Here is a 26,347-nt window from a genome sequence, read left to right as displayed (position 1 = left end):
ACGATGAAGCTGGACCACTTGGCAATTGCGGCGGAAACGCTGGATGAGGGTGTCGCGTGGGCCGAGGAACGATTGGGTGTCACGTTTCTGAACGGTGGCAAACATGAACGCTATGGAACGCACAACAAGCTGTTGGGTTTGGCGGGGTCAATCTACCTTGAAGTGATTGCCATTGATCCCGACGCTAAATGTTCCGTTCCACGGTGGTTCAATCTGGATAATTTCAGCGGCCCACCACGGTTGGCCAACTGGATTTGTGAGCCCTCAGTATTGGACCCGTTGTTGGTGCACGGAATGCAGCGCGTCCCGATGCAACGTGGCGATCTGCGCTGGGATATGGGCGTGCCGCCTGATGGGACTTTGCCAATGGGAGGCGGGTTTCCGACGGTGTTGTCGTGGGATACGGACGTCCCGCCCGGAGAGTTGTTGCCCTCCACAGGGGTGGTTCTTGAAGAGCTGACTGTTCGACACCCATTGGCCGAAACAATCGCTGCCGAACTTGAAGGCGTATTGACCGATGACCGCGTGAGGTTTCGTAAGGACGATGAAATTTCATTGTCTGCGCAGTTTCGCCATCGCGACAAAGTGGTGACGTTATGATTATCCGGCCTGCAACGCAAAACGACGGCGCTGCGATTGCGGCGTTTTGGTCTCCGCAGATACTCGACACGGTTGTGACGTTTAATTCGGTTCCCAAATCGGCGGATGACGTGGCCGAGATGATCGCCGCGCGGCCGTGTTTTCTTGTGGCTGAAGTCGCCGGAGAGGTTATTGGCTTTGTGACTTACGATCAGTTTCGCGGGGGCGTCGGGTATCGCCATACAATGGAACACACCATTATCCTTGCGCCTGACGCAAAGGGGCAGGGCGCGGGTCGGGCGTTGATGCTGGCTGCTATGGAGCATGCCCGTGCGCGGCAAGTGCATTCGCTTTGGGCGGGCGTCAGCGGCGAGAACGCGGCGGGTGTTGCATTCCATGCGGCTCTGGGGTTTGAACAGGTCGCGGTTCTCCCTCAAGTGGGCCGGAAGTTCGAACGTTGGATGGACCTTGTCTTGATGCAAAAACGGCTCTGACATCCTCGTTCGGTTTGGGTAAGGTCACGTTATGTCACTCTGGACTCGCATTACTGACGCTGTGTCGTCTCTTACCGCAGGCGATAGCCTGTCGGACGTATTTGCCAAATTGCGCACGCCGCCGGAAAGATCGGTCGCGTTTGCAATTGCCGTCATTGCCCTTGGCGCAAAGATGGCCAAGGCGGATGGGCAGGTCACTAAGGACGAAGTCACGGCCTTTCGAGAAGTATTTACCATTCCCGAAGGTGAAGAGAAAAACGCGGGTCGTTTGTTCAACCTCGCGCGTACTGATGTCGCCGGATATGAGGATTATGCACGCAAAATCAAGGCGATGTATGGTGATGATGACGCGGCCCCCTTGTGTGAATTATTGGAAGGGTTGTTCCACATTGCATTGGCAGACGGCCACTACCATCCCAATGAGGATCAGTTCTTAACGCAAGTTGCCGCGATATTTGGGATGGATGATGTGCGGTTTAAGCGGCTGCGGGCGCAATTTGTTCCAGATGCAGACCGTGACCCATATGATGTTTTGGGTGTGACCCCCGATGCAGAGATGACTGAAATTAGGCGTGCCTGGCGCAAACTGGTGCGTGAGACACACCCAGATCAGATGATGGCGCGTGGTGTCCCCGAAGAAGCTGTGAAGCTCGCCGAGAAGAGAATGATTGCGATCAACCTCGCGTGGGATGAAATCAATGAGCGTGCGGCGTGAGGCTGGCAACTTATAACGTTGAATGGTTTTCGCACCTTTTCAATGATGAGGGGACCTTGCTGGATGATGGCGGTTGGTCCGGTCGTTGGGATGTAAAACGCAGAGATCAGATTGCTGCAATCGGTAAAGTCTTTTCCGCATTGGACGTCGATGGGATCATGGTCATCGAAGGGCCGGATTCCCATGCGCGGCGCGATGGTGTTGCGGCCCTAGAAGGGTTTGCGGCGCGTTTCGGCTTGCGCACGCGTAAAGCTATCATCGGCTATATCAATGACACGCAACAAGAAATTCTGTTCTTGTACGACCCAGACGTTTTGAGCGTGCGCCATGATCCCCGCGAAGATGGTGCGCCGTTTTTTGATGGAACGATCAAGATGGATCTGGATGTGGATTCCCACCCTGATCCGGTGCGATGGTCCAAACCGCCCCTTGAATTGGGGGTAAAACACAAAGACGGAACAGAATTCCGGCTGATCGGTGTGCATGCCAAATCCAAAGCACCCCATGGCGCGCGCAACGATGCCGCCGTTATGCGCATTTCGATCGAAAACCGCCGCAAGCAGCTGGCCCAGTGTATTTGGCTGCGTCGCCGCGTCGAAGCGCATTTGGCGGCGGGCGACAATGTCGTCGTCTTGGGGGATTTCAACGACGGGCCTGGGTTGGACGAATACGAAAAACTGTTCGGGCGCTCGGGGGTTGAGATTGTCTTGGGCGAGGGAGCTGGGGAACAGCTGTTTGACCCACACGCACGAATGGCTTTGTCCCAGCGGATCGGTGCAACGCCGATCACAGCACGGTTCCAAAACCATCGGGAAGGGAGTTATCTTTCCGCGTTGCTTGATTATATCATGGTCTCGCAATCCGTGCGCGACATGGGGGCGGAGTGGACGATTTATCACCCCTTTGATCATGCCGAGTGTTTCAATGACAAAGAACTTTGTGCCGCGCTGCTGACGGCGTCAGATCATTTCCCCGTCGTTCTTGATCTGACGGTTTGATTTGAGAAACGCCCAAAGAACCCTATATTAAGCGCATGAAACATTTCATCCTCGCCGTTTGTCTTTGCCTGCCCCTTCCAGCCCTTGCCGAAGAAGAGGGTGATTTCGAAGAAGGGTTTTCTCTGATGGAAGAGGGCGCGAAGCTGCTGTTTCGCGGTTTCATGAATGAGGTCGAACCCACCCTTGATGAGTTTTCGGACCTTGCGGGTGAACTGGAACCCGCCCTTGAGATGCTCGCCTCCGAGATGGGGCCAGCTTTGCTAGAGATGATCCAAACTCTTGATTCCGTGCGGTATTACGACACGCCTGAGGTTTTACCGAACGGCGATATCATTATCCGTCGAAAACCAGATGCGCCCGATTTCACTCCGCGTGAACCTGATGGTGCGGTCATTGACCTTTAGGTCTTAGGTTTGCGCCGTTTGCCTTTGAAACGCACTTCGCCTTCAACGTTGAGGGCTTCCGCCAAAGCATTAAACCGCGCCTGAGCGACCTCCCCAAAGAGCGGTGAGGCGGCGTCTTTGAGCACGAGTTCCAATGTGCCTGCTTTGGCCGAGTATTTCAGTTTACCCGGTTGTTCGTCCGCCGATATCCAAAGCATTGCGCCAAGACGCATCGCTTTGCCAAGAATTTCTGCGCTGAGCTGGTCGCGCGGGTCGGCAAGATTGAACAGCGGTTCAAACCGCGATCCTTCCCGGTTTTTGGTATAGCGGTGAAGCAGGGCGATGCCGAGGTATACCCGCTCGGAGTGTTTCAACCCACCCAAGTTGGCGCGTGTTGTGTTGTCGAACACGACTTCATGGCGGTAATCAGGATGCGCGCGCCAGCTGACATCGTGCAGCAGACACGCCGCTTTGATGATGCGTTTGCGCTGCGCCGTTGCCCGCCCAAACAGCGGCGTGACGAAGTGATACAGCGTGCGCCCGAAACCGGGAAGGCGGGCGTCTTTGGCTTCTGCAAAGCGGCAGGCCTCGATCAGGGGGTCGCGCTCTCGCAATTCGGCGGGCATTTGTTCATAGAGCATGCCTTCGCGGATGCCGTAGCTGGAAACCGCAATGTCTTTGGGTTTGAAACGCTTGACCACTTCGCGCAAAACATGAACGGCATAGGGCACAAGCGACATACGAGAATCTGAAATACCACAGCGTGCCCGTAGGTCTTGAAGGTCGCTTTCTTCGATGTATTTCATAGTTTTGGAAAGGCGGCTTGCTGTCATGCGGTATTCGTGGAGCACCCAGAGCGGATAACCGCGACGTTCCATATCAATGCGCGCAATAGCTCGCCACGACCCGCCCACAAGGAACAGGCGCTTGCCTGTTTCACTGCCCATTTGTTCAAACAGTTCCGCGACAGTGTCTTTGATATAGGCACGGCGGGTTTTCTTGCTGTTGATCTCACGCAGTTTCAGCGGACCAAGGGCGGAGGTTACACGGCGGCCAACGCGCCCTTCGGCAAGATCGGCAAGTTCCATCGATGAGCCGCCAATATCACAGACAAGACCATAGCTGCCGGGCCAGCCAAGCAGAACTCCCTGTGCAGACAAGCGTGCCTCTTCTTGACCATCGATGACCCAAATACGAAGGCCGGTTTCACGCTGCACATCATCGCAAAAGTCCGGCCCATCACTGGCTTCGCGAACGGCGGCGGTGGCGACGGCTGTCAAAGGCGGAATGCCAAGCCCTTGTGCAATGGCCACAAAACGGCGGATGGCCGATAGCGCACGGGCGCGGCCCTCGGGGTTAAGGCGGCCTGTTTCGGCCATGCCAGCACCCAGTCCGGCCATGATTTTTTCGTTGTAAAAATAGGCGGGGCTACGGGCGGCACCGTCAAAAACAACCAAACGAACAGAGTTGGACCCGATGTCGATGACGCCAACACGCGACAGTGCACGTGCTTTTTCATTATCAAAAAGAGGGCGACCAAAACGGCCCCATTCGGGGTGGTCAACATCTGCGATCTGGCCGGTATTCACTTGTTCGCCCATCATCCCCCCTACGGTTTTGCCCATTGACCATGGCCAGTGCGATTTGCCAAGTCAACGCGAGACTAGTCTTCGGTGTGGGTTAACTGGGGCACGTCGGCGGCCCCAGCAGACCCGCGACCGGACAGCGACGGATTTTCCATAAAGAAGCGGTGGCAATTAAAGGCAAAAGTGCCATCTTCGACCTCGGCACGCGTAAAGCTGCCGTCAGGCCCCATGATCCAGCTTTGCGCAACGTCAGCAAGGTTCGCCGCCATGATTTGGCTCACGATCTGGGCTTTTACGGTGTTGTTGTTCACCTCGACCAGCGTTTCGACGCGGCGGTTCAGGTTGCGGCCCATCCAGTCAGCAGACGAGAAAAACACGCGGGCTTTTTTGTGCGGCAGTCCGTAGCCATTGCCGAAACAAACGATCCGCGAGTGTTCGAGGAAGCGGCCGACAATGGATTTGACGCGAATGTTGTCGCTGAGGCCTTTGACGCCGGGGCGCAGGCCGCAAATGCCACGCACCACGAGGCTGATTTTCACGCCCGCTTGGCTGGCGGCGTAAAGCGCATCGATGACGTCTTCTTCTACAAGGCTGTTCATCTTGGCCCAAATCATCGCGGGCTTGCCGTTTTGGGCGTGTTTCGCCTCGGCTGCGATCATCTCCAGCAGGCTGGATTTCAGGGACATCGGCGAGATGGACAGGTTTTCGAGGTTGTCGGGCTGCACGTAGCCGGACAGGTAGTTGAAGACTTTCGTGGCATCGCGCCCCAGGGCCTTGTCGCAGGTGAAAAAGCTCAGGTCGGTGTAGATGCGGGCGGTGATCGGGTGATAGTTGCCCGTGCCATAATGCGTGTAGGTCACCAGCTGATCGCCCTCGCGGCGCACCACAGTGCTGATCTTGGCGTGGGTCTTGAGGTCAAGGAACCCGTACACAACATGCGCGCCCGCACGTTCAAGCCGGCGCGACTGGCGAATATTGGCGGCCTCATCGAAACGCGCCTTGAGTTCGACCAGGGCGGTGACGGATTTCCCGTCTTCGGCGGCTTCGCACAAGGCTTCAACGATGGGCGAGCGTTTGGACGTGCGGTAGAGCGTTTGTTTGATCGCCACGACGTCAGGGTCGCGGGCCGCTTGGGTCAAAAAACGCACAACCATGTCGAAGGTTTCATAGGGGTGGTGCAGCAGCATGTCCTTTTGGCGGATTGCCGCGAACATGTCGCCGTCATGGTCTTGAACGCGTTCGGGAACGCGCGGCGCGAAAGGGGGCCAAAGGAGATCGGCGCGATCATCCAAAACCAGTTCTTTGACGTCCGCCAAACCGATAATGCCATCAATTTCGACGACCTCGGCTTCGGTGACGTGGAGTTCATCCATAATGAGTTGGCGCAGCCCCTTGGGCGCTCCCGATGACACCCGCATGGAAACAACTTCACCGCGGCGACGACGTTTTAGGGCGGTTTCAAATTCCCGCACGAGGTCTTCGGCTTCGTCTTCGACCTCAAGGTCGCTGTCGCGCAGAATCCGAAAAGCGCAGGACCCTTTGACTTTGTACCCGGGGAAAAGGCCTGCCAGATTGTCGATAAGCAGTTCTTCAAGCGGCAAGAAACGCATGCCGTCTGTGGAGGGGCAAGCGATATAGCGGTCAACCTGTTGCGGCACAGGAAGTAGGGCCCGCAGGGCGCGTTTGTCCTTGGTGCGCTCCAGTTCCAGCGCCAGTGCGAACCCTTCGTTGGGAAGAAACGGGAAGGGGTGGGCAGGGTCAATCGCGAGCGGTGACAGGACCGGAAAGACTTTGTTGAAAAACACGTCCTTGAGGTGCGCGCGGTCGGCGTCTGTTAGGTCGTCCCTCTCAAGGATCTTTATGTTTTCGGCCTCCATTTCAGCCCGCAAACCTTCGAAAACCTGCTGCTGGCGGGCAAGCAGGTTTCGTGCATCCAGATCAATCAGGTTCAGCTGTTCCGTAGGGGAGAGACCATCAATGGAGGGGTTTGTGTGCCCTTCACGCGCCAGTTCGCGCAAACCAGCTACGCGGACAGTGTAGAATTCATCCAAGTTCGTGGCCGAAATCGACAGGAACCGCAGGCGTTCCAGCAGTGGCACACGCGCATTTTCCGCTTCTTCGACAACCCGCCAGTTGAAGCCAAGCCAGCTGAGTTCTCGATTAAAGAACCGGCCAGGGCCAGTCATATCACCGTCAGAAAGCTGCGGTTCGGGGAAATCGGCGGTCAGGAAATCTGCAAGTGTCATCAGTGCGTTGTGCCAATAATTTGTAAAGGAGACATGACACTATCGCGCATCATCCCCCATACTGTCCAGCACTGCGCGCACGAAGGGCCGGGTTAGCGCCTTGGATTGCGCCAATGCTTCCCGATCGAGCTGATTGACCACATTCCCGACGGTTTGGAAGGAGCGCGGCAAGTGTTTGATGAGGTAGACCATTGCATTGGGTGTCGGCGACAGTTGGTGGTCTTGAAAATGCTTGAGAAGAACTGCCGTCAGGAGCGATGCGTCGGGCGTGCCGATGGCTACGGTTGTGGCTGCGCTGAGGCGACTGGCCAGATCGGGCAGGGTGATGTTCCAGCGTGCGGGCGCCGTCTGTCCCGTGATTAGCAATGGTTGGTTGGTCGCTCGTAAGTGGTTGTGGGCATGAAACAGCCATTCTTCGCTATCAGCGGGCAAGGCATCACAGTCTTCGACGACCAAAGGACCGTTCGGAAGTGGCGCATCTGGCCGCACATCGCAGGCCGCAATGATCTTGGCCCCAACCTGATTGGCGAACAGGCGTGCTAAATGGGTTTTCCCAGAACTTGGTTCCCCAACGAGCGCGAGCTTGCCATCGGGCCAGGCCTCCGGCGCAAGGACCATGGCAAAGGCTTGCTCATTGGCGTCCGAGACAAAGAAATCCTCAGCCCCCAGCCGCACATCGGCTGGTAAATCCAAGGTGAGTTGCTGTGCCATCTTAGCCGTCTTTTCCGACATGGCCCTTATAAAGCAGGCCAGATTTGTATTCCTTGATCAAGAACCGTGCCAAAACCCCGATGACAGCGGCCACAGGGACTGCGATCAACATGCCCACAAAGCCAAACAGACTGCCAAAGACTGACAAAGCCAGAATGAGCCAGACTGGGTGCAGCCCAACTGAGCTGCCGACCAGTTTGGGCGTCAGGATGTTCCCTTCGAGGAATTGACCAAGCATAAAGATCGCCGCAACGATCCCGATGCGCAGCCAGTTGATGCCGACTTCGACAGTCGCACCGTCAATAACTTCGGTGCCGCCCCACCATTGAAACAGCGCCAGACCAATCGCAAGAACGCCGCCAACCAAGGCCCCGACGTAGGGAATGAACGAAATCAGTCCGGCGATGAACCCGACGATTAGCCCAAAGTTTAGCCCCGCAATCATCAAAGCAATCGCGTAGTAGGTTCCCAAAATCAGACAAACTGTGCCTTGACCGCGAATGAACGAGGCCAGCGTTTTATCGATTTGGCGGGCCAGACTGCGAACAGTTTCCGCGTGATCGCGGGGTAGCAACTCGTCGATCTGCGCAATCATGCGATCCCAGTCCAACAGCATGTAGAACGTCACGACGGGCACGATAACCAACAAAACAACAACGTTGATGACCCCCTGCGCCGAATTCAGCAAAGCTGTCACCAAATCCCCGCCGCGTGACTGAATTGCGTTGCCAAGGCTAACCAGCTGATCGGTCATGAACGTGCCCTCTAGGTCGAGGCTTGGGAACCGACCCGTGAGCCATTCTTTGAACGTTTCCCAAGTTTGGGGCAGGTTCTCGATGATCTGCCCGATGGTGCTGATCAATTGGCCCAATTGGCCAATCAGCGTCGGAACCACCAGCAAGAACAGTAAGAAGAAAATGAAGATCCCCGAAAGGGTGATCACAATTGTTGACATGGCCCTGCTGAGGCCCCATTCTTCTAACCTGTCTGCGATAGGGTCCAAGAAGTATGCAATCGCGCCGCCAAGGATAAATGGCGTCAAGACGTTGCCTAGCCCCCAAATCACCAGCACAAAGACGACCGCGACGATGCCCCAGTATTGAAATTGTTTCTGCGATGGGAGGGCCATAAACTGTCCTGCAAATAAGGTTGGTGTTTGTTGGGACCTTAATTGCAGCGGGCGCGGGGGCAAAGCAAGTAATTGCCCGAACAGATGACGCGAACAATGCGCCTCGCGGCTTGCTCTCTGTTAAGGGGCTGACTAAACCGTCTGTGACCTAGATTGAAAGTAGACCGATGCGCCTTAGCCGCTATTTCTTGCCCGTTCTCAAAGAGAGCCCCCGCGACGCCACGATCATCAGCCACCAGTACATGCTGCGCGCAGGGATGATTAAACAATCAAGCGCCGGCATCTATTCTTGGCTGCCACTGGGGTTCAAAGTTCTGAAGCGGATCGAACAGATCGTTCACGAAGAACAGGCGCGGGCAGGGCACATTGCCATCCAGATGCCAACAATCCAAAGCGCGGACCTCTGGCGTGAAAGCGGGCGATACGAAGCTTACGGTGACGAGCTGCTGCGCATCAAGGATCGAAACGATCATGATATGTTGTTCACGCCGACGGCAGAAGAATTGGTGACAGACATTTTCCGCAGCCATGTGAGCAGTTACAAATCATTGCCGCTGACGCTTTATCAAATTCAGTGGAAGTTCCGCGACGAACGCCGTCCACGTTTTGGCGTCATGCGTGGTCGCGAATTCTACATGAAAGACGGCTACAACTTTGATCTGACCAAAGAAGACGCGCTGCATGCGTATAACCGTCACCTCGTAAGTTACCTGCGCACTTATGAGCGTATGGGCCTTCAGGCGATCCCGATGCGTGCGGATTCCGGCCCGATTGGGGGGGACGATACACATGAATTCCTCGTGCTTGCAGACACTGGCGAAAGCGAAGTGTTCTATGACAGCGCCGTCACGGACCTGAGCTTTGGCGATCGTGAAATCGATTATGATGATGTCGCGCAATGTGCTGGCGTCATGGAAGAATTCACCACCAAATACGCGCGTACTGACGAAACCCATGATGAGGCGCTCTTTGCTGACGTTCCCGAGGATCGCCGCCGCACGGCGCGTGGCATCGAAGTTGGTCAGATCTTCTACTTCGGTACCAAATACTCCGACGCCATGGGCGCGACTGTGCAGGGGCCTGACGGCAAATCAACACCTGTTCATATGGGCTCACACGGGATTGGTGTGTCTCGTCTTCTCGGCGCGATCATTGAAGCGAGCCATGACGACAAGGGCATTATCTGGCCAGAAGGCGTGACACCTTTCCATGTAGGCATCGTGAACCTGAAACAGGGCGACGAAGAAGCCGACGCAGCCTGTCAGTCACTTTATGATCAAATCGAAGGCTTGGGCCTTGAGGCGCTGTATGATGACCGTGATGAACGCGCGGGCGCCAAGTTTGGCACGATGGACCTGATCGGTCTGCCATGGCGCATCACAGTCGGGCCACGTGGCTTGAAAAACGGGGTGGTTGAGCTGACATCGCGCAAAACGGGCGAAAGCGAAGAGATGGCACCGGAAGCCGCCGTGGCCAAAATCGCAGAAATCTATGCAGCCCATGGGCTTGGCAAATAAGCCAGAAGACAGAGCAAACAGACAAAGGCGGCGAGCTGAAATCAGCCTGCCGCCTTTCGCTTATCCGGCTTTGTGAAGGATGGTGTGGTTGACCCGCCTAGCAAAGCCCCGTTAGGTGTTTTGCAAACAATGAGGCAGTCAAAATGGCAGGCAAAACAGCCCCCTTTTCCCGTTTCGAATGGATGATCGCATGGCGCTATATCCGCGCCAAACGCGAGACTGGCGGCGTCAGTATCATGACGTGGATTTCATTGATTGGCGTTACCTTGGCCGTGTTTGCCTTGATCGCGGTCTTGGCCGTGCGCAGCGGGTTTCGCGCTGATTTTGTTGACACTATCGTCGGGGCGAATGCGCATCTGACCGTGCGCCAGAATTTCATGGAGACCGTGACCGTCACCCAAGGGGGTCAGTCCGTGGATGTGACCCGCCGTATCGACACGATTGCAAACGGCGATGTTTTGGCAGCTCAGCTCAGCACGTTGGACGGCATTACACGTGCAGCCCCGATTGTGCGCGGCGAAGGGCTTGCCTCTCAGGCGGATCAATCGTCCTTTGTGCAAGTGTACGGGATCACGTTGACGGATTTGATGAATATTCCGTTGGTGTTGAATCCGCAAAACAGCTCAGGCGCGATTGAAGATTTCGGGCCGGATGATTTGGGCGGTGGCATTGCGCTGGGCTCTGGTGTGGCACGCAAACTGGGCGTGCAGGTCGGGGACCGGATCAATTTGTTGTCTGCCACGGGCGTTCAGACAGCGGCAGGACGCTCTCCGCGGCGTGTGGCCTATGATGTGGCATATATCTTTCAAACGGGGCGCTACCTGACGGACGTCAGTCGCGTGTACCTACCGCTGGCCGATGCGCAGAGCTTTTTCAACCGCGATGGCATGCATGACGAGATTGAGATTTACGTGGAAGACCCAGATCGCGTGGATGAATGGATACAGCCCCTTTACCTCGAACTTGGTCCTGAAAGCTTTCTTTATTCGTGGAAAGACAATGAAGGGGCCTATCTGCGTGCGCTGACGGTTGAGGACAATGTGATGTTTGTCATCATGGCCATTCTGGTGCTGATTGCGTCGATGAACATCATTAGCGGTTTGATTATGCTGGTGAAAAACAAAGGGCGCGACATCGGTATTCTGCGAACCATGGGCCTGACAGAAGGATCGGTTTTGCGGATTTTCTTCATTTGTGGTGCTGGGCTTGGCACGATCGGAACGATCTTGGGTGTGGTATTGGGGTGCTTGTTTGTCATTTACATCGACCAGATTTTCGCGCTGATTAATTATGTGGCCGGCGGTGGTGTGTGGGATCCGTCTATTCGCGGCATCTATGCGATCCCCGCTAAATTGGAACTGGATGACGTGCTCAAGGCGGTTGTTCTTTCGCTGTCCTTGTCATGGATCGTGACGATCTTTCCTGCCCGCCGCGCGGCGCGGATGAACCCTGTCGAGGCGCTGCGCTATGAATGAATTGACCCTGAAACTGGATGGCCTTCGCAAAGGGTATAACCACGGTAAGCCAAACGAAGTGCAGGTCTTGCGCGGGGTGTCCTTGCAAGTCGCCAAAGGCGAGGTCGTTGCGCTGGTTGCCCCATCAGGGGCGGGCAAATCAACGTTACTGCATATCGCAGGGCTATTGGACACGCCGGACGAGGGCACGGTCGCCATTGGCGGAGAAGACATGACCGCGCTGGGGGACCGCAAACGCACGGCGGTGCGGCGCAATGATGTCGGGTTTATCTATCAATTCCATCACCTGCTTCCTGAATTTTCGGCGCTGGAAAACATCGTGTTGCCGCAACTGGCCAATGGTGTGTCTCAGACCGAAGCTGAGGCCCACGCCATGGATCTGCTCACCCGTGTGGGTGTGGATGGTCGTGCGGATCACCGGCCCGCCGCGATGTCGGGTGGTGAACAACAACGTGTCGCGTTTTGTAGATCGCTGGCCAATAAGCCGAGATTGCTGTTGGCGGATGAACCAACGGGAAACCTTGATCCGGGCACATCTGATCGCGTTTTTGATGCTTTGATGGAACTGGTGCGCAGTTCGGGGCTGTCGGCTCTTATTGCAACGCATAACTTGGAACTGGCCGCGCGGATGGACCGCACGGTGAGATTAGAGGCAGGGTTGATCGCATGAAGGTATTCGTTTCCGAAATCGAAGACGTAGCCAAGGCTGCGATGATCTCTCATGGGGCAGGTGCGTGGCAAGCAGGTGAAGTGGCCCGCGCCGTGGCCCGCGCCGAAGCCTTTGGCAATGTCATCTGCGGGCTTTACTACCTTGAAAGCTATTGCACACAGCTGGCGTCTGGCCGCGTGGACGGGCAGGTCGAACCCGTCGTGACCCGCCCGAAGGCTGGCCAAGTGATTGCAGATGCACGGTTCGGGTTTGCGCAGCCCGCGTTTAGCCGTGGTTTGGCGCAAGCGATTGAAGCCGCTCAAGAAAACGGTGTTGCGACATTGGCCGTCGCCCATGCGCACACCTGCACGTCGCTTGGGTTCTTTACAGAACAGATCGCAGCCGCTGGGTTGATTGGCATCGGATTTACCAATGCATCCCCTGTGGTGGCGCCCCCGAATGGCAACACGGCCGTGATCGGGACCAACCCGATTTCGATGTCCTTGCCGGATGGCGGAATGCATTGGGATTTCTCGACCTCTGCCGTGGCTCTGGGCAAGATCACAATGGCGAAGGCCGCAGGCGAGAAAATACCGCTCGGCTGGGCTGTGGACGTGAACGGCCAGCCAACAACTGACCCAGACGCCGCGCTTAAGGGCGCGTTGGTGTCGGCGGGGGGCTATAAGGGCTGGGGCTTTGGCTTGATGGCCGAAGTTCTTGCTGCAGGCATGACCGGATCGGTTAATTCACTGGATGTCAGCGGGTTAAAGCTACCCGATGGCAAACCCCATGACCTTGGCCAGTTCTATATTCTGATGGAACCCGGTGCAGATTTTGCGGCACGCCTATCCCGCGTGGCGCAAGCTGTCGCAGAACAAGACGGCGCCCGCATTCCCGGCCAAAACCGAGAACCAATGGGCGAAATTGACGTGCCCGACGCGCTATGGGCTGCATCACGAGCGCTCGCGTCTGCCTGACATTCACGTGAGAACCGTAACCTTTCATTGAGATTGCCACCGAGTTTGGGTCAACGTGCTCTCAACAAAACGAAAGGTGTTCTTATGCGTATTCTGTCTCTTGCTCTTCCTGTTGTTCTTGCAGCCTCGGCTGCGGCGGCTGGCCCGATTTCCTTTGGCGGCAACTGGAACGAACAGCGTTTGCAACTGTTCAACTCTAACGACTATTCCTTCAACGGTGGATCCATGAGCATCGCATCTGATGGCGGGGTGTCTCTTGCTTGGGCGCGCACGGGGCGTGGCGATTGGGGGTCTACTTCGGCGTCTTGGAACTGGTCGGTCGATCAATCCGTCCCAGCAACAGATTTGCGCCGCAAGGGCGGGGATGATCGCAATATTTCCGTCTATTTCGTCTTCTTGCCAGAGGCCGATGCAGCCTCAATGGAAGGCGCGAATATTCGTCAGCTTAACAGCAACCCCAACGTGCGCATTTTGCAATATGTCTGGGGCGGCAACCATTCGCGTGGCGCGATCCAGCAGTCTCCCTACGCACCTGGTCAGGGCGCAAACGTAATCCTGCGCTCCGCTGGAACGGGCAGCAATTCTGAAAGCGTAAACCTTGCCAGTGACTACGCCGCTGCCTTTGGTGGCAGCATCGGTGCATTGGTTGGCGTCGCAGTATCGGCAGACAGTGACGACACGGACTCAACGATCCGCGCATCGGTTTCAAACCTCGCGGTGCGCTAGTCGCAAACCCCGCGCAGATCGGCATCTTCATAGACCCCAAAGACCTCATCGGGCTTTGGGGTTTGTGCTGGATGTTGCACGGGCATGACGGCTGACAAAGTCTGATAAAGGCGTTCTGTGCGTGCGCCATTCGGGGCAAGCGTGCGACAGCAGATGAACTCTTCGATCAAAACCGCCTGTTGCTCATACCCCAAATCATGAAACGCGACGGCACTGTCTGCCTCTAGCAGATAGGGGTCTGCCCCCGGTTTGTGTTCCGCCAATCCGCGGAATGGCGAATAGCCCGTTGTCGCGCGGTTTTGCCATTGCCAGATGTGCGTCATCTCATGGGCGAAATAAAGCGCCGCTGACAGGTTGATTGCCTCTGGGTAGCCGGGGGCGTAGTCGGGCAGGGTCCAGTCGGGATTGGTTAACACATGGGTCCAGGCCACTGCACCTGCCGTGCGGGTCTGGATTGTCGGGCCTGTGGGCGGTGGATTGATCCGTTCGCGGCAAGTCGTCTGTGGACGGGTCGGGTAGGTGCGGGTCACCATTCCGATCACCCCTAATTCCATCATGTACGCATCATCCGCGACAAAGCTGTCCCCCATGATCGGGAACATCAACGCGCGTTCCCCGTCGCTCAGGCCACGGGCGCAGCCACATAAGATCAAAAAGGCCATGAGAATTCGCATACGCCAAAGCCTAAGCGCAGACTTGCCAAAGGGAAAGAGATGCACCCTACGTCACGTTGATCTGTATCAAGGTGTTGGTTCTGTTAAGGTTTAGGCTAAAGAAAAGGGAGACGATCATGAAACATACCCTATGGATAGCACCGCTGCTTTTAGCGGGCTGTGTTGAACAAGAACTTGATGTCAGCGTCGAGGCGGGCGAGCTCTTATTTCAAAACAACTGTGCGGCCTGTCATGGTGGCGACGCCAAAGGCATGGGCGAGTTCGGCGAACAGCTGTTCAACATGCCATCTGATTTGACGGTCCTCGCTGCCGATAACGGTGGGGTGTTCCCACGCGACTACGTGTTGGGTGTGATTGATGGCTTCCACCGCGCAGACGAGTTTAGCGCCGCGATGCCGGAATTTGGCGCCGAGGGCATGGGACCAACTGTTTTGGTAGAAGATGAAAACGGCGAAGTGACCCCTATCCCCGCGCGTCTGTTGGCGCTCGGAACATATCTGGAGTCCATTCAAGAATAGGAGTTTGCGATGAAGACGATCTTAGCAGCTATGTTGGCTGTGTTGGCTGCCCCTTTGGCGGCGCAAGACGCGCTTGAAGGCCAGTTGATCTATCAAACCTATTGCGCGACCTGCCACGGTGTTGATGCGCAAGGTGGCGGGCCAATGTCGGCGACGCTGATCCTGCAACCACCTGATTTGACGAGGATGGCGGAGCGCAATGACGGCGTCTTTCCGACCACCCGCGCGGCCATGCGCATTGACGGGCGCGACCCGTTGGTCAGTCACGGATCACCGATGCCGGTCTATGGCGATTATTTCGAGGGCAACGACACCCCGATCAAATTGGAAACCGGTCAGCCGATGATGACATCGCGCACCTTGGCGGACGTTGTCGCGTTTCTGGAAGGGATACAGGCAGAATGATCACGCATCCCCAACACGTCACGGAGTATAGAATCTTGACGCAGGAAGATCCGGAGGTTCTGGGCCAAAAGGTCGAGGCCGCGATCCACGACGGCTGGCAACCCTATGGCGGGCTTAGCATCAGTCCGCGCGGGGACGGGTTTCGTTCATCCTATGCGCAAGCCATGGTGAAATACGCGGATCGGTTTTAGGGGGTGACCCTCGGTGAAGTCTAAGATCTCGCAGCGCCAGACTCATATCTGACTTCGTCACGGTGCTGTGCGGCTATCTTTTTCGAGGCCCAAACTGTTCTAAGTCTTCTATCAGCGTTCCGGCAAGATCAGACTTTTTGAAATCGTCGAAACGTTTGCGCACCTCCTCCTCAGACTTTTTGGCCTGCTTCTCGGATAAGGCGCCCATTAAATCAATGCTCTTTGATGCACGAAGACTCAAGTGATGCCAAATCATGGAGGGCGGATTAAAGGGGTGACCACTAAGCTCGCCGTCACCGCAACGAAGGAAGTCCTTCTTAAGTATCCCTTTTCCGTCCCTTATCACTCCTACAAAGAAGACGGGTCCTGTCTTCACGAATGTGGCGCAAAAGGACTCATCTTCTGTAAACAGGATATCGCGTTCTACAGAGCGCTTGATATAGGTGTTCCAGTTCGATGGTAGATCCGGCGCGTCGAAACTATTGAAATAACCTGGGTAATAAAAGTACTGCCTATAGCGCCCCGGATGCTTTGTCTTGTCCAACAAGAACTCCCGGAGTGACTGTTCGGCATCTGAGATTTGATTTCTCAATCCTTCTGAATAAGCATCTGACACCCCACGATAAGATTTTGAGTGTATTGCTCTAATGGACAACGAAGCTGCAAATCTAGACATCCAAGGGCCGTATCGGGGCGTCAACTTCTCAGAGGATATCGCAAATTGAAACACACGTTCTTTGAAGGATTTCTCGAATCTCGAGAAACGATCTTCACATTTTTTGCAGTAGAGAAAGTGTTTGTCGCCGTCCTGAACCCTTCGATTGGGGGTCGCCCCATGTCTTAAGTAAGGCGTCCCACCTGTCTCGATGAGCCATGCGAAAACGAAACGTGGGATGACGTGACTCTCACAGAGTTTTGCCTCTTCCGCGCAGAGCCAGCAGACTGACACTAAACATCCAGCTCCTCAACAAACCTAGCGTTCTCCTGAATATACTGGAACCGCATTTCCGGTTTTTTACCCATCAAACGCTCGACCAAGTCCCCAGTTTCACCCGGTTCGTCTTCGTCAATCGACACGCGGATCAGTTTGCGCGTCGTCACGTCCATTGTGGTTTCTTTCAGGTCTTTCGCGTCCATTTCGCCCAGACCCTTAAAGCGGCTGACGTCCATCTTTCCGGACCCGCCAAGGCCCTTGGCCAGCACTTCGTTCTTTTCGGCCTCGTCCAGACAATATTCACGCCGCGCACCTTGGGTGACGCGGAACAGGGGTGGGCAGGCCAGATACAGGTGCCCCGCGTCGATCATCGGACGCATCTGGCTAAAGAAGAACGTCATCAACAGGGCGGCGATGTGTGCGCCGTCGACGTCCGCATCGGTCATGATGATGACCTTGTCATAGCGCAGATCATCGACGTTGAATTTCGCCCCGAGCTGCACGCCCAAAGCCTGCGTTAGGTCGCTAATTTCAGCGTTAGTGCCCAGTTTTGAGGACGCAGCCCCCAGCACGTTCAGAATCTTACCGCGCAGGGGCAGCAGGGCTTGGGTCTTACGATCCCGCGCCATTTTGGCAGAGCCCCCCGCAGAGTCACCCTCAACGATAAACAGTTCAGTGCCGTCGCGGGTTTTGGAGGAACAATCCACCAGCTTACCGGGGAGGCGCAATTTCGCAGTCGCGGTTTTACGCGCGGTCTCTTTTTCCTGTTTACGTTTAAGGCGTTCTTCGGCGCGCAGCACGAGGAAGTCGAGGATCGCGCTCGCGGCCTTGGTGTCGGCGGCCAGCCAGTTGTCAAAGTGGTCCCGCACGGAGCCTTCGACCATTTTGGCCGCGGATTCATTGGACAAACGGTCTTTGGTTTGGCCGACATACTGCGGATCGCGCACAAAGATAGACACCAGCGCGCAGCCGCCCGTTGTCAGATCATCGCGGTTGATAAGTTTGGCCTTTTTGTTGGCCACGCGGTCGCCGTAGTCGCGGATGCCCTTGAGGACCGCTGACCAGAAGCCTTGTTCGTGCGTGCCCCCTTCGGGGGTGGGGACCGTGTTACAATAAGACTGGATGAAACCATCGCGGGCAGGGGTCCAGTTGATCGCCCATTCGACTTTGCCGGTTTCGTTGAACTTATCGCGGAAATCGACCGTGCCCGCAAATGGGCGTTCGGAATAGACGGTGGACCCGTCGAGACGTTCTTTCAAATAATCGGAAAGGCCGCCGGGGAAGTGGAACTTTGCCTCCATCGGGGTGTCGCCGTCCGCAATGGAGGTTTTCCAGCGGATTTCGACGCCAGAGAACAGGTAGGCCTTACTGCGGGCCATGGCGAACAGGCGGGCAGGTTTAAGTTTCAACGAACCGAAGATTTCGGGGTCAGGGTGGAACGTGACAGCCGTGCCGCGCCGATTGGGGGCCGCGCCTACATTTTCCAACTTGGTTTGGGGTACGCCGCGACTGAATTCCATCGCAACGAGTTCTTTGTTGCGGGCCACTTCGACGCGCAAATGGTCGGATAGGGCGTTCACCACAGAGGAGCCAACGCCGTTCAAGCCACCTGATGTCTCATAGTTTTCGCCCGAGAATTTGCCGCCTGCGTTCAGGGTGCAAAAGATGATCTCAAGCGCGGATTTTGAGGGGTCGGACGGGTGCGGGTCGGTTGGAATGCCGCGCCCGTTGTCGCGCACTGTGACATGGCCGTTTTCGTGCAGTTCGACTTCGATCCAAGTGGCGTGGCCGGCAACGGCTTCGTCCATGGAGTTGTCGACGATTTCGGCAACCATGTGATGCAGCGCGCGGTCGTCTTTACCACCGATATACATACCGGGGCGCAGGCGGACGTGCTCCATATCCTCAAGCACTTGAATGGAGGAAGCATCGTAGTCGGACGCGGGTTTGCCGCTTAGAAGATCATTGGCCATGTGCTGCTCTTTGGTTTTGATTTTGAGCAGTATGCCATGGCGCGTGGAGAGGGGGAAGTGTGGTTGCGTGGCTGTGGATAAGGTTTCGCAGGTTTGGCTAACCCTTGGCCCCCAAGCCGATCTTCATCAATGTTTTACGCAACGGGGCCAACCCGTAAAGCGCATCCACTCCTTTGGCACGTAGGTCGCGCAGCAGCGGGTTTTCGGCTTGGCTGGCGCGATTAAGAAGGTCCACGCCTTTGACGCGTAGCTTAACCTCAGGATGGCGGCGATTGTTATAGGCCTTGAGCATTTCCGCGCTGCCGAGAGTGTCGGGGTTGGCTGCGGCAAAGTCCAGCAAGCACGCCAGATCGCCCAGTGACATGTTCAATCCTTGCGCCCCAATCGGAGGGACGACGTGGGCGGCTTCGGCGACGAGGGCAACTCGCTCTGATGACATTCTATCTGCAACTTGGCTGATGATCGGCCAGACCATGCGCGGTGAAACTAGGGTAAGGGGGCCGTAAGTGTTTGCGCTGCGCTGCGTTGCCTCGTGGTTGAATTCGGCGTCGGGGAGGGCAGCAAGGCGGGCGGTATCTGGCCCGTCTTCCATCCAGACCACCGATGAACACGGTTTGCCGTCGTGATCGGGCAGGGGCACCAATGTGAATGGGCCGCCGGTGCGGTGAACTTCGGTTGAAATGTTTTCATGGGGCGCTTCGTGGGTGACGGCGAATGTCACGGCCTTTTGGCCATAGCGCGTCGTTTTGGCGTGGATGCCTGCTGCGGCGCGCACAGGGCTGTTGCGGCCGTCCGCGCCTATGACCAGATTCGCTGCGATGCGGGTTCCATCTGTCAGGGTCACGCGGGCTTGAGATGTGCGAGACAAAAGTTTGGCAAAACCAACGCCAGACAGGAACGTCACATTGGGAAGATCAGCCAGCCGCGCCACCATTTCTCGGCGCAGCAACCAGTTCGGGAGGTTCCAGCCGAATGGCAGTTCAGAAATATCGGCGGCATCAAAATCTCGGGTGACACGGGCGGTCGGGTCCGCGCCGCCGGCATCAACGATGCGCATGATTTGCAAGGGGGCCGCAAAGGGCACCAATCGGGCCCAAAGGCCCGCGGCGTCTAGAAAGTCCCGTGCAGGCTGGAGGAATGCCGTTGTTCGTTGGTCCGCGCCATCGGCGGTTTCATCGGTCACGGGCGGCATCGGGTCGGCGATCACGACCGAAAAACCAGCCGTGCCAAAGGCCGCTGCTGCGGTAAGACCCGCAACGCCGCCACCTGAAATGAAGATATCCGTTTGCATCATGTCTCTAGTCTAGACCTTGCCTGTGGAACGTAAAAGCCGCGTTAGACCAGCTGCGACAAGAAGCCTGTCAAATCGTTCGTGTGGTGGTGAATATGATCGTGATGATCCGCCAGAGGGGCCACATGCACCGTGCGCATGCCCATCGCGTGGGGCGCGGCAAGATTGCGCACATCGTCTTCAAACATCGCGCCTTGGTCTGGTGGCAAGTTATCCAACGCGAAAACGGCTTCAAAAGCGGCTTGTTCAGGCTTTGGGCGATAAGACGCGTGTTCGACGCCGTAGACCGCGTCAAACAATCCATCCAAACCACGGCCCTTGAGAACGTCTCGGGCGTAGGGCTCTGTCCCATTGGTATAAACGATCTTACGTCCAGGCAGGGCGTTGATCGCCCGCGCCAGATCAGGGTCTTTGGGGAGGACGGAAAAATCGATGTCATGCACCGCGCTTAGAAACGGATCGGGCTCGATATCATGTTCTGCCATCAATCCCGCGAGTGTCGTTCCGTAAGTTGCCCAATAATGCTTGCGCAAGGCATTTGCTTTGTCTGTGCTCACGTTGAGCGCCTTTGACACGTAATCCGCCATCAATTCTTCGATCTGGCCGAAGAGGTTCACCGAGGGTGGGTAGAGAGTGTTGTCGAGGTCAAAGACCCAAGCACGCACGTGAGAGAAAGACGCTTTGACCATAAGGGTTCCGTTCCGTTTGGGTGCAAAATCCTAAGGGTTGATACCGTGGGAAACCGTGGGCTACAAACCGTTGACCAAGGAATTTATTATGCCCCAGCACGAACAACCACAAAAAGTCGCTTATGAATTGATCCTAGAGGCGATCGACACAGGAACCTACAAGCCCGGAAGCCGACTGGTCGAAAGCGAATTGGCGGAACGGTTCGGGTTTTCGCGCACCCCTGTTCGCGAGGCTTTGCAACGGCTTGAGACGCAAAGCCTTCTCACACGGGATGGGCGTTCGTTGATTGTAGCGTCGCTGGACCATAGTCAACTTAGCGAACTTTATGTGGTGCGCGGTGCACTTGAAGGTCTAGCCGCGCGGCTGGCCGCACGCCATGCAACACCCGAGGAACTGGCCGTTCTACGCGATATGCTCGAGGCGGATCGTAAGTTGATAGATGACCCAGATGCCATGAGCCGCGCCAATCGGCGGTTCCACAAACAGATCCACCTTGCGTCCCACAACCGGTTCTTGGTGCAGCAGTTGGACTTGGTTCACCGATCTATGGCGCTTTTGGCGTCCACTTCCATTGCGGCCGAAGGGCGCACGAAAGACACGATGGAAGAACATGAAGTCATCGTTCGTGCCATTGAGGCAGGGGACGGCGATGCGGCGGATGCAGCCCTTCGCGAACACATTTCCAGAGCCTATATTATTCGGCTGCGGTTGGACGCAGAGGCCGTGCAGGCTGGCTAACGTCTGCGATCCCTTCAGAAGTCGGGGCAAAGATGCCGTGGCTGGTCTTGTCCCAGTAGAACGGTTTTGTCGCCAGCTCTATCACGCCTTTATATGCGGCCATTGAGGCCAGCGGAAAATAGAGGTGCAAGGTCGGGGCCCATTTGATGAGGTCCGGTTTTCCAGTGGACGTCACGGCGATAGCAGACACGGTTATCCCTATGAGTTCGCTCACTAGAAAGATCAGCGAAAAGGTAATGGCGACAGATGGTGCAAGGACGCCATCCAGCGGATGTGGCACGCCAAACAGCATCAACCAGAATGACCACAACAAAGGCGCCAACAGGAACTGGCTGATGGTTCCCGCAAACAAAAGCTGCACCCCGAAGAACCGCCATGCCCCCAGATCACGCCATAACTTCAATGGGTTGCGCATGTGAACGCCATAGGTGATTGCATACCCTTTTAACCAACGAGACCGCTGTTTGACCCAAGGCCAAGCGCGCGCGTTGGCTTCTTCCTGGGTGACAGTGTCGATGATTTCTGTGCGATAACCATGACGGGCCAACCGGATCCCAAGGTCCGCGTCTTCAGTGACGTTATGGGCATCCCAGCCACCTAACTCTTCCAGAATTTCGCGTCGGAAGAACAAAGTTGTCCCGCCCAAAGGTATCGCAAGACCCAAGCGTTCAAGGCCCGGAAGGACAATGCGGAACCACGTGGCATACTCGACGGTAAAACACCGCGCCAGCCAGTTGGAATGCGAATTGTAAAAGTCCAAACGCCCTTGTAAACAGGCGACGTCCGGCCCGCGCTGGGCGAAACGGTTCACGACCACATGGATTTGGTCGCTCGCAGGGGCATCTTCGGCGTCATAAACCCCGATGATTGACCCTTTGGCAAAACATAACGCGTAATTCAACGCCCGAGGTTTCGTTTGCAACGTCCCCAAGGGGACCCGAATGGCACGCATCCAAAATGGAAGCTGTGTCTTCGCCAAGGCTTCTTGGGTTGTCGCGTCATCGGCCTCTAGGACCAAACACACATCAAGCCGGTCGGTGGGATAGTCTAGATTTGACAGCCGTTGCACCAGTGCGCCTGCGATGTCGCGTTCTCGGAACAGTGGAACAAGGATCGTGACGATGGGGAGGTGCGCCAGTTGAGGGGCGGCGGCTGGGGGTGGGTCGGATTTGGCCGTGAGGTGCAAAACCACAGATGCAACCTTGAGCATCGTGTTCAGGATCAACGTAAAGACACCCCAGCCACACAAGACGAGGAAACTGAAGGTGGGCCACATGATCAGACAGGCCAGTATGGTAAAGACGATAGCGCCCCCCCAACGAAAGGCTTTTCCGCCGTCCCAACCACGACAGGATTCAACCCGTTTCGTTCGCTTCTCTGCGTTATGTATCAACGTCTTGTGGCACATCTTACTGAGGGCCGCGTCTAGGTTTTCGTTGGTTGTGATGGCCAAATGGACGGGGCCAAAAATTGCGACGAGCGCGTCTCTTACCCGTAAAAACTGATCTGGTGACGTGGTCAAAACGGTAACCCGCCCCGCAGAGGACCGCCACGGCAACACGCGGTGCTTTAGGCACAGATCCGCGCCGAATTTCTCTACCAAACGCGGGTCCGCAGGGGATCGAACTGGGTCAATGACGCTCGTGCCGATTAAGCCTGCTTCGACTTGCGCCAATGTCTCTGGGGGGAGGCCAAGCCGGTGGCGCAGCGCGGTTTCGAGCGCCGCTGCATCGCGATTTCGTTTGTCAGCGCGCGCATCATTTATCGCATTCGCAACGCCATCCGACCCGAGAATATCACCAACGCTTATAGGCTCAGCGAGCCGTCGCGCGTCATCACTTGCGTCGGGCAATGGATGTTGCCGACGTGTGCTAAACGTAAGAGCCATCAAAGCCTCGTTAACCTGTCCCGTCGCCACTGTGGGGGCAAAACAGTTAACGTGCCGTTAAGGGCATGGTAACGTGGTTAAACTTTCGCGCCTGCGCGTTCGGTCATCGCCGCAGAGAACCGTTCGAACAGATAGTAGCTGTCCATTGGGCCTGGTGATGCTTCTGGGTGGTACTGAACCGAAAACACGGGCTTACCTTCGACGGCGATCCCACAGTTGGATCCATCAAAGAGCGATACATGTGTTTCGCGTACACCGCTCGGAAGGGACTGTGCATCCACTGTAAATCCGTGGTTCATCGATGTGATTTCAACTTTCCCTGTATCGTTGTCTTTGACAGGGTGGTTGGCTCCGTGGTGACCGTGGTTCATCTTTACGGTCTTGGCGCCAAGGGCCAGCGCCAACATCTGGTGACCCAGACAGATGCCGAAAACAGGCAGGTCTTTGGCCAACACATCTTTGATCATTGGCACAGCATATACGCCCGTTGCCGCCGGATCACCGGGGCCGTTGGACAAGAAAACACCGTCAGGATTGTGGGCCATCACCTCTTCGGCGGTTGCGGTTGCTGGCAAAACAGTGACGTCACAGCCCGCAGACGCCAGGCAGCGAAGGATGTTACGTTTCGCGCCGAAATCCACGGCGACGACTTTGTGTTTCGGATCGGTCTGACGCGGGAAACCATCGGGCCATGCCCAACGCATTTCATCCCAGTGATAAGACTGCGCACAGGTCACGTCCTTGGCAAGATCAAGGCCCTCAAGGCCCGCAAAGCCACGTGCAGACCCGACCAATGCTTCGACGTCAAAGTTACCATCCGGATCATGGGCAAGGGCTGCGTGTGGCGCACCTTGCTGGCGGATCGCGCGGGTCAGGCGACGTGTGTCGATGCCACCGATCCCAATGCGACCGCGCTTTTCGAGCCACGGTTCAAGCTGTTCAACAGAGCGCCAGTTGCTTGGCTCGGTCGGGTCCCATTTCACCACCATGCCAGCCGCGAAAGGATCGGCTGTTTCATCGTCTTCGGGGGTTACGCCGGTATTGCCAATGTGGGGGAAGGTGAATGTTACGATCTGGCCCGCATAGGATGGGTCGGTCATGATCTCTTGGTAGCCGGTCATCGCTGTGTTGAAGCAAAGCTCTGCTGTGGTCTGCCCGACGGCGCCAAAACCCATACCGTAGAAAACGGTTCCATCAGCGAGAGCAAGGCATGCGGTTGGTTTCTTGGTGTTGGCCATTGGTCTTTTCCCCTGCTGAATAAGGGCCATGCGGGCAGTAAGCACAGCCAAATTGTCCGCTATCTAAGGGCTGGCCTTGTCATGGTCAAGGCATGGATCGAGCGGATTTTTCCGTTGCGTCGCCCAAGCGGGTTCGCGCGTTTGACTGCTTGTTATTTACCCGGCGTTCGCAGTATGGTCCGCGCCACTGTTACCGCTCACAGGATTAGGGATAATCACAATGGAATTGCGCGCTCGGGTCAATGCGGCCCTTACAGCCTCAATGAAAGCTAAAGAGGCAGATCGCTTGTCGACTCTGCGTCTGATTAACGCTGCAATTAAGGATCGCGACATCGAAGCACGCGGCAATGGAAGCGATGAAGGCGTGGGCGACGACGTTGTTCTTGGTATCCTTGGCAAGATGGTCAAGCAGCGCCAAGAAAGCGCGAAAGTCTACGAAGAAGGCGGGCGTCTTGAGTTGGCCGAAAAAGAGCTTTTCGAGATTACGATCATCGAAGAATTCCTGCCACGGCAGTTGTCCGAGGATGAGGTGGCCAAGCAGATCGATGCAGCCATTGCTGAAGTCGGTGCGGATAGCATCCGCGACATGGGCAAGGTCATGGGCATCCTAAAAGCGAAATACACCGGTCAGATTGATTTTGGTAAAGTCGGACCATTGGTTAAGTCCAAGCTCGGCTAACGACGCTTTTGAGCCGCGAGATCAGGCGGCCATCTAGAATGATCAATCCCAATGCAAGTATCCCAAGCCCGACGTAGACGTTGGGCGTTAGGGATTCCTGCAAGACAAGCGCCCCAAGCAGGATTGAAATTGGCGGCATAAGCAGGGTCACGAGCATTAGATTACCAGATCCTGCTGCAGCAAGAATGCGGTAATACAGCAAATAAGCACCTGCGGTCGCGAAGATCACATAGTAGGCGATGGCACCAAGGGCGGTCAGGCTGAGGTCAAAAGACGGAACTCCGTCGATAAAGAACGCGGCAGGCACCATCACCACGGATGATCCGGTCAGCATTCCAGCAGCAGCGACTTGAGGGGCAAGCGTGCTGAGTTTGAGCCGCGCCCACGCACCAGCGAACGCGTAGGACAATGTGCCGCCAATCACCGCCAACTGGCCAAGTGATTTGATGTCGAGGTTGTGCAGGGACTCGAGGCCGATGGCGGTTGCTACGCCCAGAAAGCCAATGACCGAGCCGATGGCCTTGCGCAGCGTGAGCCGTTCATCCGCAAAAACGATCGCCGCAACAATGACGCCGAATATGGCGGTCGTTGAATTGAAGACCGAGGCCAAGCCGGATTCAATATGAAGCTGCCCCCATGCCATAAGAGAGAACGGGATAACGTTGTTTAAACACCCCATGACCAGAAGCGCACTCCAAGTCCGAAGGTCACGTGGAATAGCCAACCCCCGCGCTAGAACGTAGCCCCATAAAAGGAGGGCGGCCCAGAACACACGGTGCGCCACAGAGGTGACAAAGGGCACTTCATCAAGTGCCAAACGTATAGCAAGGAAGACCCCGCCCCAAATGAGCGCGAGCAATAACAGTTCGGCCCAAGTTCGGGTTGAGATGGTGCGTTGCGATGTCATGAGCGGACGCTATGCCGTTCATCAAGGGCGTGCGAC

At 56.2% G+C, this 26,347-nt stretch carries 27 protein-coding genes; 15 read left to right on the top strand and 12 right to left on the bottom strand.

Going from position 1 to position 26,347, the window contains the following annotated elements:
* The first annotated feature begins 3 nt into the window (after positions 1-3).
* The 5 genes from KO486_RS11840 to KO486_RS11820 are packed head-to-tail and all read left to right on the top strand — an operon-like array spanning position 4 to position 3,190.
* The gene (locus KO486_RS11840) at positions 4-600 is read left to right on the top strand and encodes a VOC family protein (RefSeq protein ID WP_216037427.1); all 597 of its coding nucleotides are present in this window, start codon (positions 4-6) and stop codon (positions 598-600) included.
* Positions 597-1,073, top strand: coding sequence for a GNAT family N-acetyltransferase (locus KO486_RS11835; RefSeq protein WP_216037426.1), 477 nt, complete (start codon positions 597-599; stop codon positions 1,071-1,073). Before KO486_RS11840 ends, KO486_RS11835 begins: the two co-directional genes overlap by 4 nt.
* Positions 1,074-1,104: 31 nt before the next feature.
* Positions 1,105-1,788: a molecular chaperone DjiA gene (locus KO486_RS11830; RefSeq protein ID WP_216037425.1), complete on the top strand. Its 684-nt coding sequence runs from the start codon at positions 1,105-1,107 to the stop codon at positions 1,786-1,788.
* On the top strand, positions 1,785-2,786 hold the full coding sequence (locus tag KO486_RS11825; protein WP_216037424.1) for an endonuclease/exonuclease/phosphatase family protein: 1,002 nt from the start codon (positions 1,785-1,787) through the stop codon (positions 2,784-2,786). The genes KO486_RS11830 and KO486_RS11825 overlap by 4 nt, the downstream gene beginning before the upstream one ends.
* A 35-nt stretch (positions 2,787-2,821) precedes the next feature.
* A complete protein-coding gene (locus tag KO486_RS11820) occupies positions 2,822-3,190 on the top strand; it encodes a hypothetical protein (RefSeq protein WP_216037423.1) in 369 nt (122 codons plus the stop codon).
* Here KO486_RS11820 and KO486_RS11815 read toward each other — a convergent pair.
* The 4 genes from KO486_RS11815 to KO486_RS11800 all read right to left on the bottom strand — a co-directional run bounded on the left by KO486_RS11815 (position 3,187) and on the right by KO486_RS11800 (position 8,841).
* Positions 3,187-4,770, bottom strand: coding sequence for a Ppx/GppA family phosphatase (locus KO486_RS11815; RefSeq protein WP_216037576.1), 1,584 nt, complete (start codon positions 4,768-4,770; stop codon positions 3,187-3,189). The two genes, KO486_RS11820 and KO486_RS11815, sit on opposite strands and share 4 nt — an antisense overlap.
* A 62-nt stretch (positions 4,771-4,832) precedes the next feature.
* Positions 4,833-7,001: an RNA degradosome polyphosphate kinase gene (locus KO486_RS11810; RefSeq protein ID WP_216037422.1), complete on the bottom strand. Its 2,169-nt coding sequence runs from the start codon at positions 6,999-7,001 to the stop codon at positions 4,833-4,835.
* 39 nt (positions 7,002-7,040) lie between these two features.
* A complete protein-coding gene (locus tag KO486_RS11805) occupies positions 7,041-7,712 on the bottom strand; it encodes a DnaA/Hda family protein (RefSeq protein WP_216037421.1) in 672 nt (223 codons plus the stop codon).
* 1 nt (position 7,713) lies between these two features.
* The gene (locus KO486_RS11800; RefSeq protein ID WP_216037420.1) at positions 7,714-8,841 is read right to left on the bottom strand and encodes an AI-2E family transporter; all 1,128 of its coding nucleotides are present in this window, start codon (positions 8,839-8,841) and stop codon (positions 7,714-7,716) included.
* A 167-nt stretch (positions 8,842-9,008) separates the two neighbouring features.
* On the opposite strand from KO486_RS11800, the gene proS reads away from it, so the two are divergent.
* The 5 genes from proS to KO486_RS11775 all read left to right on the top strand — a co-directional run bounded on the left by proS (position 9,009) and on the right by KO486_RS11775 (position 14,185).
* The gene (gene proS, locus KO486_RS11795; RefSeq protein WP_216037419.1) at positions 9,009-10,358 is read left to right on the top strand and encodes a proline--tRNA ligase; all 1,350 of its coding nucleotides are present in this window, start codon (positions 9,009-9,011) and stop codon (positions 10,356-10,358) included.
* 143 nt (positions 10,359-10,501) lie between these two features.
* The gene (locus KO486_RS11790; protein ID WP_216037418.1) at positions 10,502-11,833 is read left to right on the top strand and encodes an ABC transporter permease; all 1,332 of its coding nucleotides are present in this window, start codon (positions 10,502-10,504) and stop codon (positions 11,831-11,833) included.
* Positions 11,826-12,503, top strand: a complete 678-nt coding sequence (locus KO486_RS11785; RefSeq protein ID WP_216037417.1) for an ABC transporter ATP-binding protein — start codon at positions 11,826-11,828, stop codon at positions 12,501-12,503. The genes KO486_RS11790 and KO486_RS11785 overlap by 8 nt, the downstream gene beginning before the upstream one ends.
* Positions 12,500-13,459 carry an Ldh family oxidoreductase gene (locus tag KO486_RS11780; protein ID WP_216037416.1) on the top strand — a complete coding sequence of 320 codons (960 nt, stop codon included), beginning with the start codon at positions 12,500-12,502 and terminating at the stop codon, positions 13,457-13,459. The genes KO486_RS11785 and KO486_RS11780 overlap by 4 nt, the downstream gene beginning before the upstream one ends.
* Before the next feature lie 84 nt (positions 13,460-13,543).
* The gene (locus KO486_RS11775; protein WP_216037415.1) at positions 13,544-14,185 is read left to right on the top strand and encodes a DUF3047 domain-containing protein; all 642 of its coding nucleotides are present in this window, start codon (positions 13,544-13,546) and stop codon (positions 14,183-14,185) included.
* Here the strand turns inward: KO486_RS11775 and KO486_RS11770 are convergent.
* On the bottom strand, positions 14,182-14,847 hold the full coding sequence (locus tag KO486_RS11770) for a hypothetical protein (protein ID WP_252734653.1): 666 nt from the start codon (positions 14,845-14,847) through the stop codon (positions 14,182-14,184). The genes KO486_RS11775 and KO486_RS11770 overlap by 4 nt on opposite strands.
* A gap of 128 nt (positions 14,848-14,975) precedes the next feature.
* Between KO486_RS11770 and KO486_RS11765 the strand changes: the two genes are divergently transcribed.
* Genes KO486_RS11765 through KO486_RS11755 form a run of 3 tightly spaced genes read left to right on the top strand, consistent with a single transcriptional unit; the run spans position 14,976 to position 15,973 of the window.
* On the top strand, positions 14,976-15,377 hold the full coding sequence (locus KO486_RS11765; protein WP_216037413.1) for a c-type cytochrome: 402 nt from the start codon (positions 14,976-14,978) through the stop codon (positions 15,375-15,377).
* Between the two features lie 9 nt (positions 15,378-15,386).
* On the top strand, positions 15,387-15,782 hold the full coding sequence (locus KO486_RS11760) for a cytochrome c (protein WP_216037412.1): 396 nt from the start codon (positions 15,387-15,389) through the stop codon (positions 15,780-15,782).
* Positions 15,783-15,817: 35 nt separating this feature from the next.
* Positions 15,818-15,973, top strand: a complete 156-nt coding sequence (locus KO486_RS11755) for a DUF1737 domain-containing protein (RefSeq protein ID WP_216037411.1) — start codon at positions 15,818-15,820, stop codon at positions 15,971-15,973.
* Positions 15,974-16,046: 73 nt separating this feature from the next.
* On the opposite strand, the gene KO486_RS11750 is transcribed toward KO486_RS11755, so the two are convergent.
* From KO486_RS11750 to KO486_RS11735, 4 genes are all read right to left on the bottom strand, one after another.
* Positions 16,047-16,589: a hypothetical protein gene (locus tag KO486_RS11750; protein WP_216037410.1), complete on the bottom strand. Its 543-nt coding sequence runs from the start codon at positions 16,587-16,589 to the stop codon at positions 16,047-16,049.
* Positions 16,590-16,921: 332 nt separating this feature from the next.
* Positions 16,922-18,880 carry a DNA topoisomerase IV subunit B gene (locus KO486_RS11745; protein WP_216037409.1) on the bottom strand — a complete coding sequence of 653 codons (1,959 nt, stop codon included), beginning with the start codon at positions 18,878-18,880 and terminating at the stop codon, positions 16,922-16,924.
* Between the two features lie 97 nt (positions 18,881-18,977).
* A complete protein-coding gene (locus KO486_RS11740) occupies positions 18,978-20,174 on the bottom strand; it encodes a UbiH/UbiF family hydroxylase (RefSeq protein ID WP_216037408.1) in 1,197 nt (398 codons plus the stop codon).
* 41 nt (positions 20,175-20,215) lie between these two features.
* Positions 20,216-20,860 carry a pyrimidine 5'-nucleotidase gene (locus KO486_RS11735; RefSeq protein ID WP_216037407.1) on the bottom strand — a complete coding sequence of 215 codons (645 nt, stop codon included), beginning with the start codon at positions 20,858-20,860 and terminating at the stop codon, positions 20,216-20,218.
* An 88-nt stretch (positions 20,861-20,948) separates the two neighbouring features.
* On the opposite strand from KO486_RS11735, the gene KO486_RS11730 reads away from it, so the two are divergent.
* The gene (locus KO486_RS11730) at positions 20,949-21,599 is read left to right on the top strand and encodes a GntR family transcriptional regulator (protein WP_216037406.1); all 651 of its coding nucleotides are present in this window, start codon (positions 20,949-20,951) and stop codon (positions 21,597-21,599) included.
* Here the strand turns inward: KO486_RS11730 and KO486_RS11725 are convergent.
* Both KO486_RS11725 and carA read right to left on the bottom strand, forming a co-directional pair.
* Positions 21,556-23,487 (bottom strand): glycosyltransferase, encoded by a 1,932-nt coding sequence (locus KO486_RS11725; protein WP_216037405.1) that lies wholly within the window; start codon positions 23,485-23,487, stop codon positions 21,556-21,558. The genes KO486_RS11730 and KO486_RS11725 overlap by 44 nt on opposite strands.
* A 77-nt stretch (positions 23,488-23,564) precedes the next feature.
* Entirely contained in the window at positions 23,565-24,725 is a 1,161-nt protein-coding gene (carA, locus tag KO486_RS11720) for a glutamine-hydrolyzing carbamoyl-phosphate synthase small subunit (protein ID WP_216037404.1), read from the bottom strand.
* A 220-nt stretch (positions 24,726-24,945) separates the two neighbouring features.
* On the opposite strand from carA, the gene KO486_RS11715 reads away from it, so the two are divergent.
* Entirely contained in the window at positions 24,946-25,404 is a 459-nt protein-coding gene (locus KO486_RS11715; RefSeq protein ID WP_216037403.1) for a GatB/YqeY domain-containing protein, read from the top strand.
* On the opposite strand, the gene KO486_RS11710 is transcribed toward KO486_RS11715, so the two are convergent.
* The gene (locus KO486_RS11710) at positions 25,385-26,311 is read right to left on the bottom strand and encodes a DMT family transporter (RefSeq protein WP_216037402.1); all 927 of its coding nucleotides are present in this window, start codon (positions 26,309-26,311) and stop codon (positions 25,385-25,387) included. The two genes, KO486_RS11715 and KO486_RS11710, sit on opposite strands and share 20 nt — an antisense overlap.
* Positions 26,312-26,347: the final 36 nt, after the last annotated feature.

The sequence above is a fragment of the Octadecabacter sp. B2R22 genome, from assembly GCF_018861045.1.
Taxonomy (GTDB): domain Bacteria; phylum Pseudomonadota; class Alphaproteobacteria; order Rhodobacterales; family Rhodobacteraceae; genus Octadecabacter.
Note: the sequence above shows the minus strand (reverse complement) of the source record. Positions and strands in the feature narration are given on the sequence as shown.

Excerpts from the sequence above, each read along its gene's own strand:
- KO486_RS11815 (WP_216037576.1), bottom strand. The coding sequence starts at position 4,770 with ATGGGCGAACAAGTGAATACCGGCCAGATCGCAGATGTTGACCACCCC.
- KO486_RS11820 (WP_216037423.1), top strand. The coding sequence starts at position 2,822 with ATGAAACATTTCATCCTCGCCGTTTGTCTTTGCCTGCCCCTTCCAGCC.
- KO486_RS11725 (WP_216037405.1), bottom strand. The coding sequence starts at position 23,487 with ATGGCTCTTACGTTTAGCACACGTCGGCAACATCCATTGCCCGACGCA.
- KO486_RS11770 (WP_252734653.1), bottom strand. The coding sequence starts at position 14,847 with ATGGCCTTTTTGATCTTATGTGGCTGCGCCCGTGGCCTGAGCGACGGG.
- KO486_RS11740 (WP_216037408.1), bottom strand. The coding sequence starts at position 20,174 with ATGATGCAAACGGATATCTTCATTTCAGGTGGCGGCGTTGCGGGTCTT.
- KO486_RS11810 (WP_216037422.1), bottom strand. The coding sequence starts at position 7,001 with ATGACACTTGCAGATTTCCTGACCGCCGATTTCCCCGAACCGCAGCTT.
- KO486_RS11835 (WP_216037426.1), top strand. The coding sequence starts at position 597 with ATGATTATCCGGCCTGCAACGCAAAACGACGGCGCTGCGATTGCGGCG.
- KO486_RS11735 (WP_216037407.1), bottom strand. The coding sequence starts at position 20,860 with ATGGTCAAAGCGTCTTTCTCTCACGTGCGTGCTTGGGTCTTTGACCTC.
- KO486_RS11840 (WP_216037427.1), top strand. The coding sequence starts at position 4 with ATGAAGCTGGACCACTTGGCAATTGCGGCGGAAACGCTGGATGAGGGT.
- KO486_RS11775 (WP_216037415.1), top strand. The coding sequence starts at position 13,544 with ATGCGTATTCTGTCTCTTGCTCTTCCTGTTGTTCTTGCAGCCTCGGCT.
- proS (WP_216037419.1), top strand. The coding sequence starts at position 9,009 with ATGCGCCTTAGCCGCTATTTCTTGCCCGTTCTCAAAGAGAGCCCCCGC.
- KO486_RS11800 (WP_216037420.1), bottom strand. The coding sequence starts at position 8,841 with ATGGCCCTCCCATCGCAGAAACAATTTCAATACTGGGGCATCGTCGCG.
- KO486_RS11785 (WP_216037417.1), top strand. The coding sequence starts at position 11,826 with ATGAATGAATTGACCCTGAAACTGGATGGCCTTCGCAAAGGGTATAAC.
- KO486_RS11790 (WP_216037418.1), top strand. The coding sequence starts at position 10,502 with ATGGCAGGCAAAACAGCCCCCTTTTCCCGTTTCGAATGGATGATCGCA.
- KO486_RS11805 (WP_216037421.1), bottom strand. The coding sequence starts at position 7,712 with ATGGCACAGCAACTCACCTTGGATTTACCAGCCGATGTGCGGCTGGGG.
- KO486_RS11780 (WP_216037416.1), top strand. The coding sequence starts at position 12,500 with ATGAAGGTATTCGTTTCCGAAATCGAAGACGTAGCCAAGGCTGCGATG.
- KO486_RS11745 (WP_216037409.1), bottom strand. The coding sequence starts at position 18,880 with ATGGCCAATGATCTTCTAAGCGGCAAACCCGCGTCCGACTACGATGCT.
- KO486_RS11830 (WP_216037425.1), top strand. The coding sequence starts at position 1,105 with ATGTCACTCTGGACTCGCATTACTGACGCTGTGTCGTCTCTTACCGCA.
- KO486_RS11715 (WP_216037403.1), top strand. The coding sequence starts at position 24,946 with ATGGAATTGCGCGCTCGGGTCAATGCGGCCCTTACAGCCTCAATGAAA.
- KO486_RS11760 (WP_216037412.1), top strand. The coding sequence starts at position 15,387 with ATGAAGACGATCTTAGCAGCTATGTTGGCTGTGTTGGCTGCCCCTTTG.
- KO486_RS11765 (WP_216037413.1), top strand. The coding sequence starts at position 14,976 with ATGAAACATACCCTATGGATAGCACCGCTGCTTTTAGCGGGCTGTGTT.
- carA (WP_216037404.1), bottom strand. The coding sequence starts at position 24,725 with ATGGCCAACACCAAGAAACCAACCGCATGCCTTGCTCTCGCTGATGGA.
- KO486_RS11730 (WP_216037406.1), top strand. The coding sequence starts at position 20,949 with ATGCCCCAGCACGAACAACCACAAAAAGTCGCTTATGAATTGATCCTA.
- KO486_RS11710 (WP_216037402.1), bottom strand. The coding sequence starts at position 26,311 with ATGACATCGCAACGCACCATCTCAACCCGAACTTGGGCCGAACTGTTA.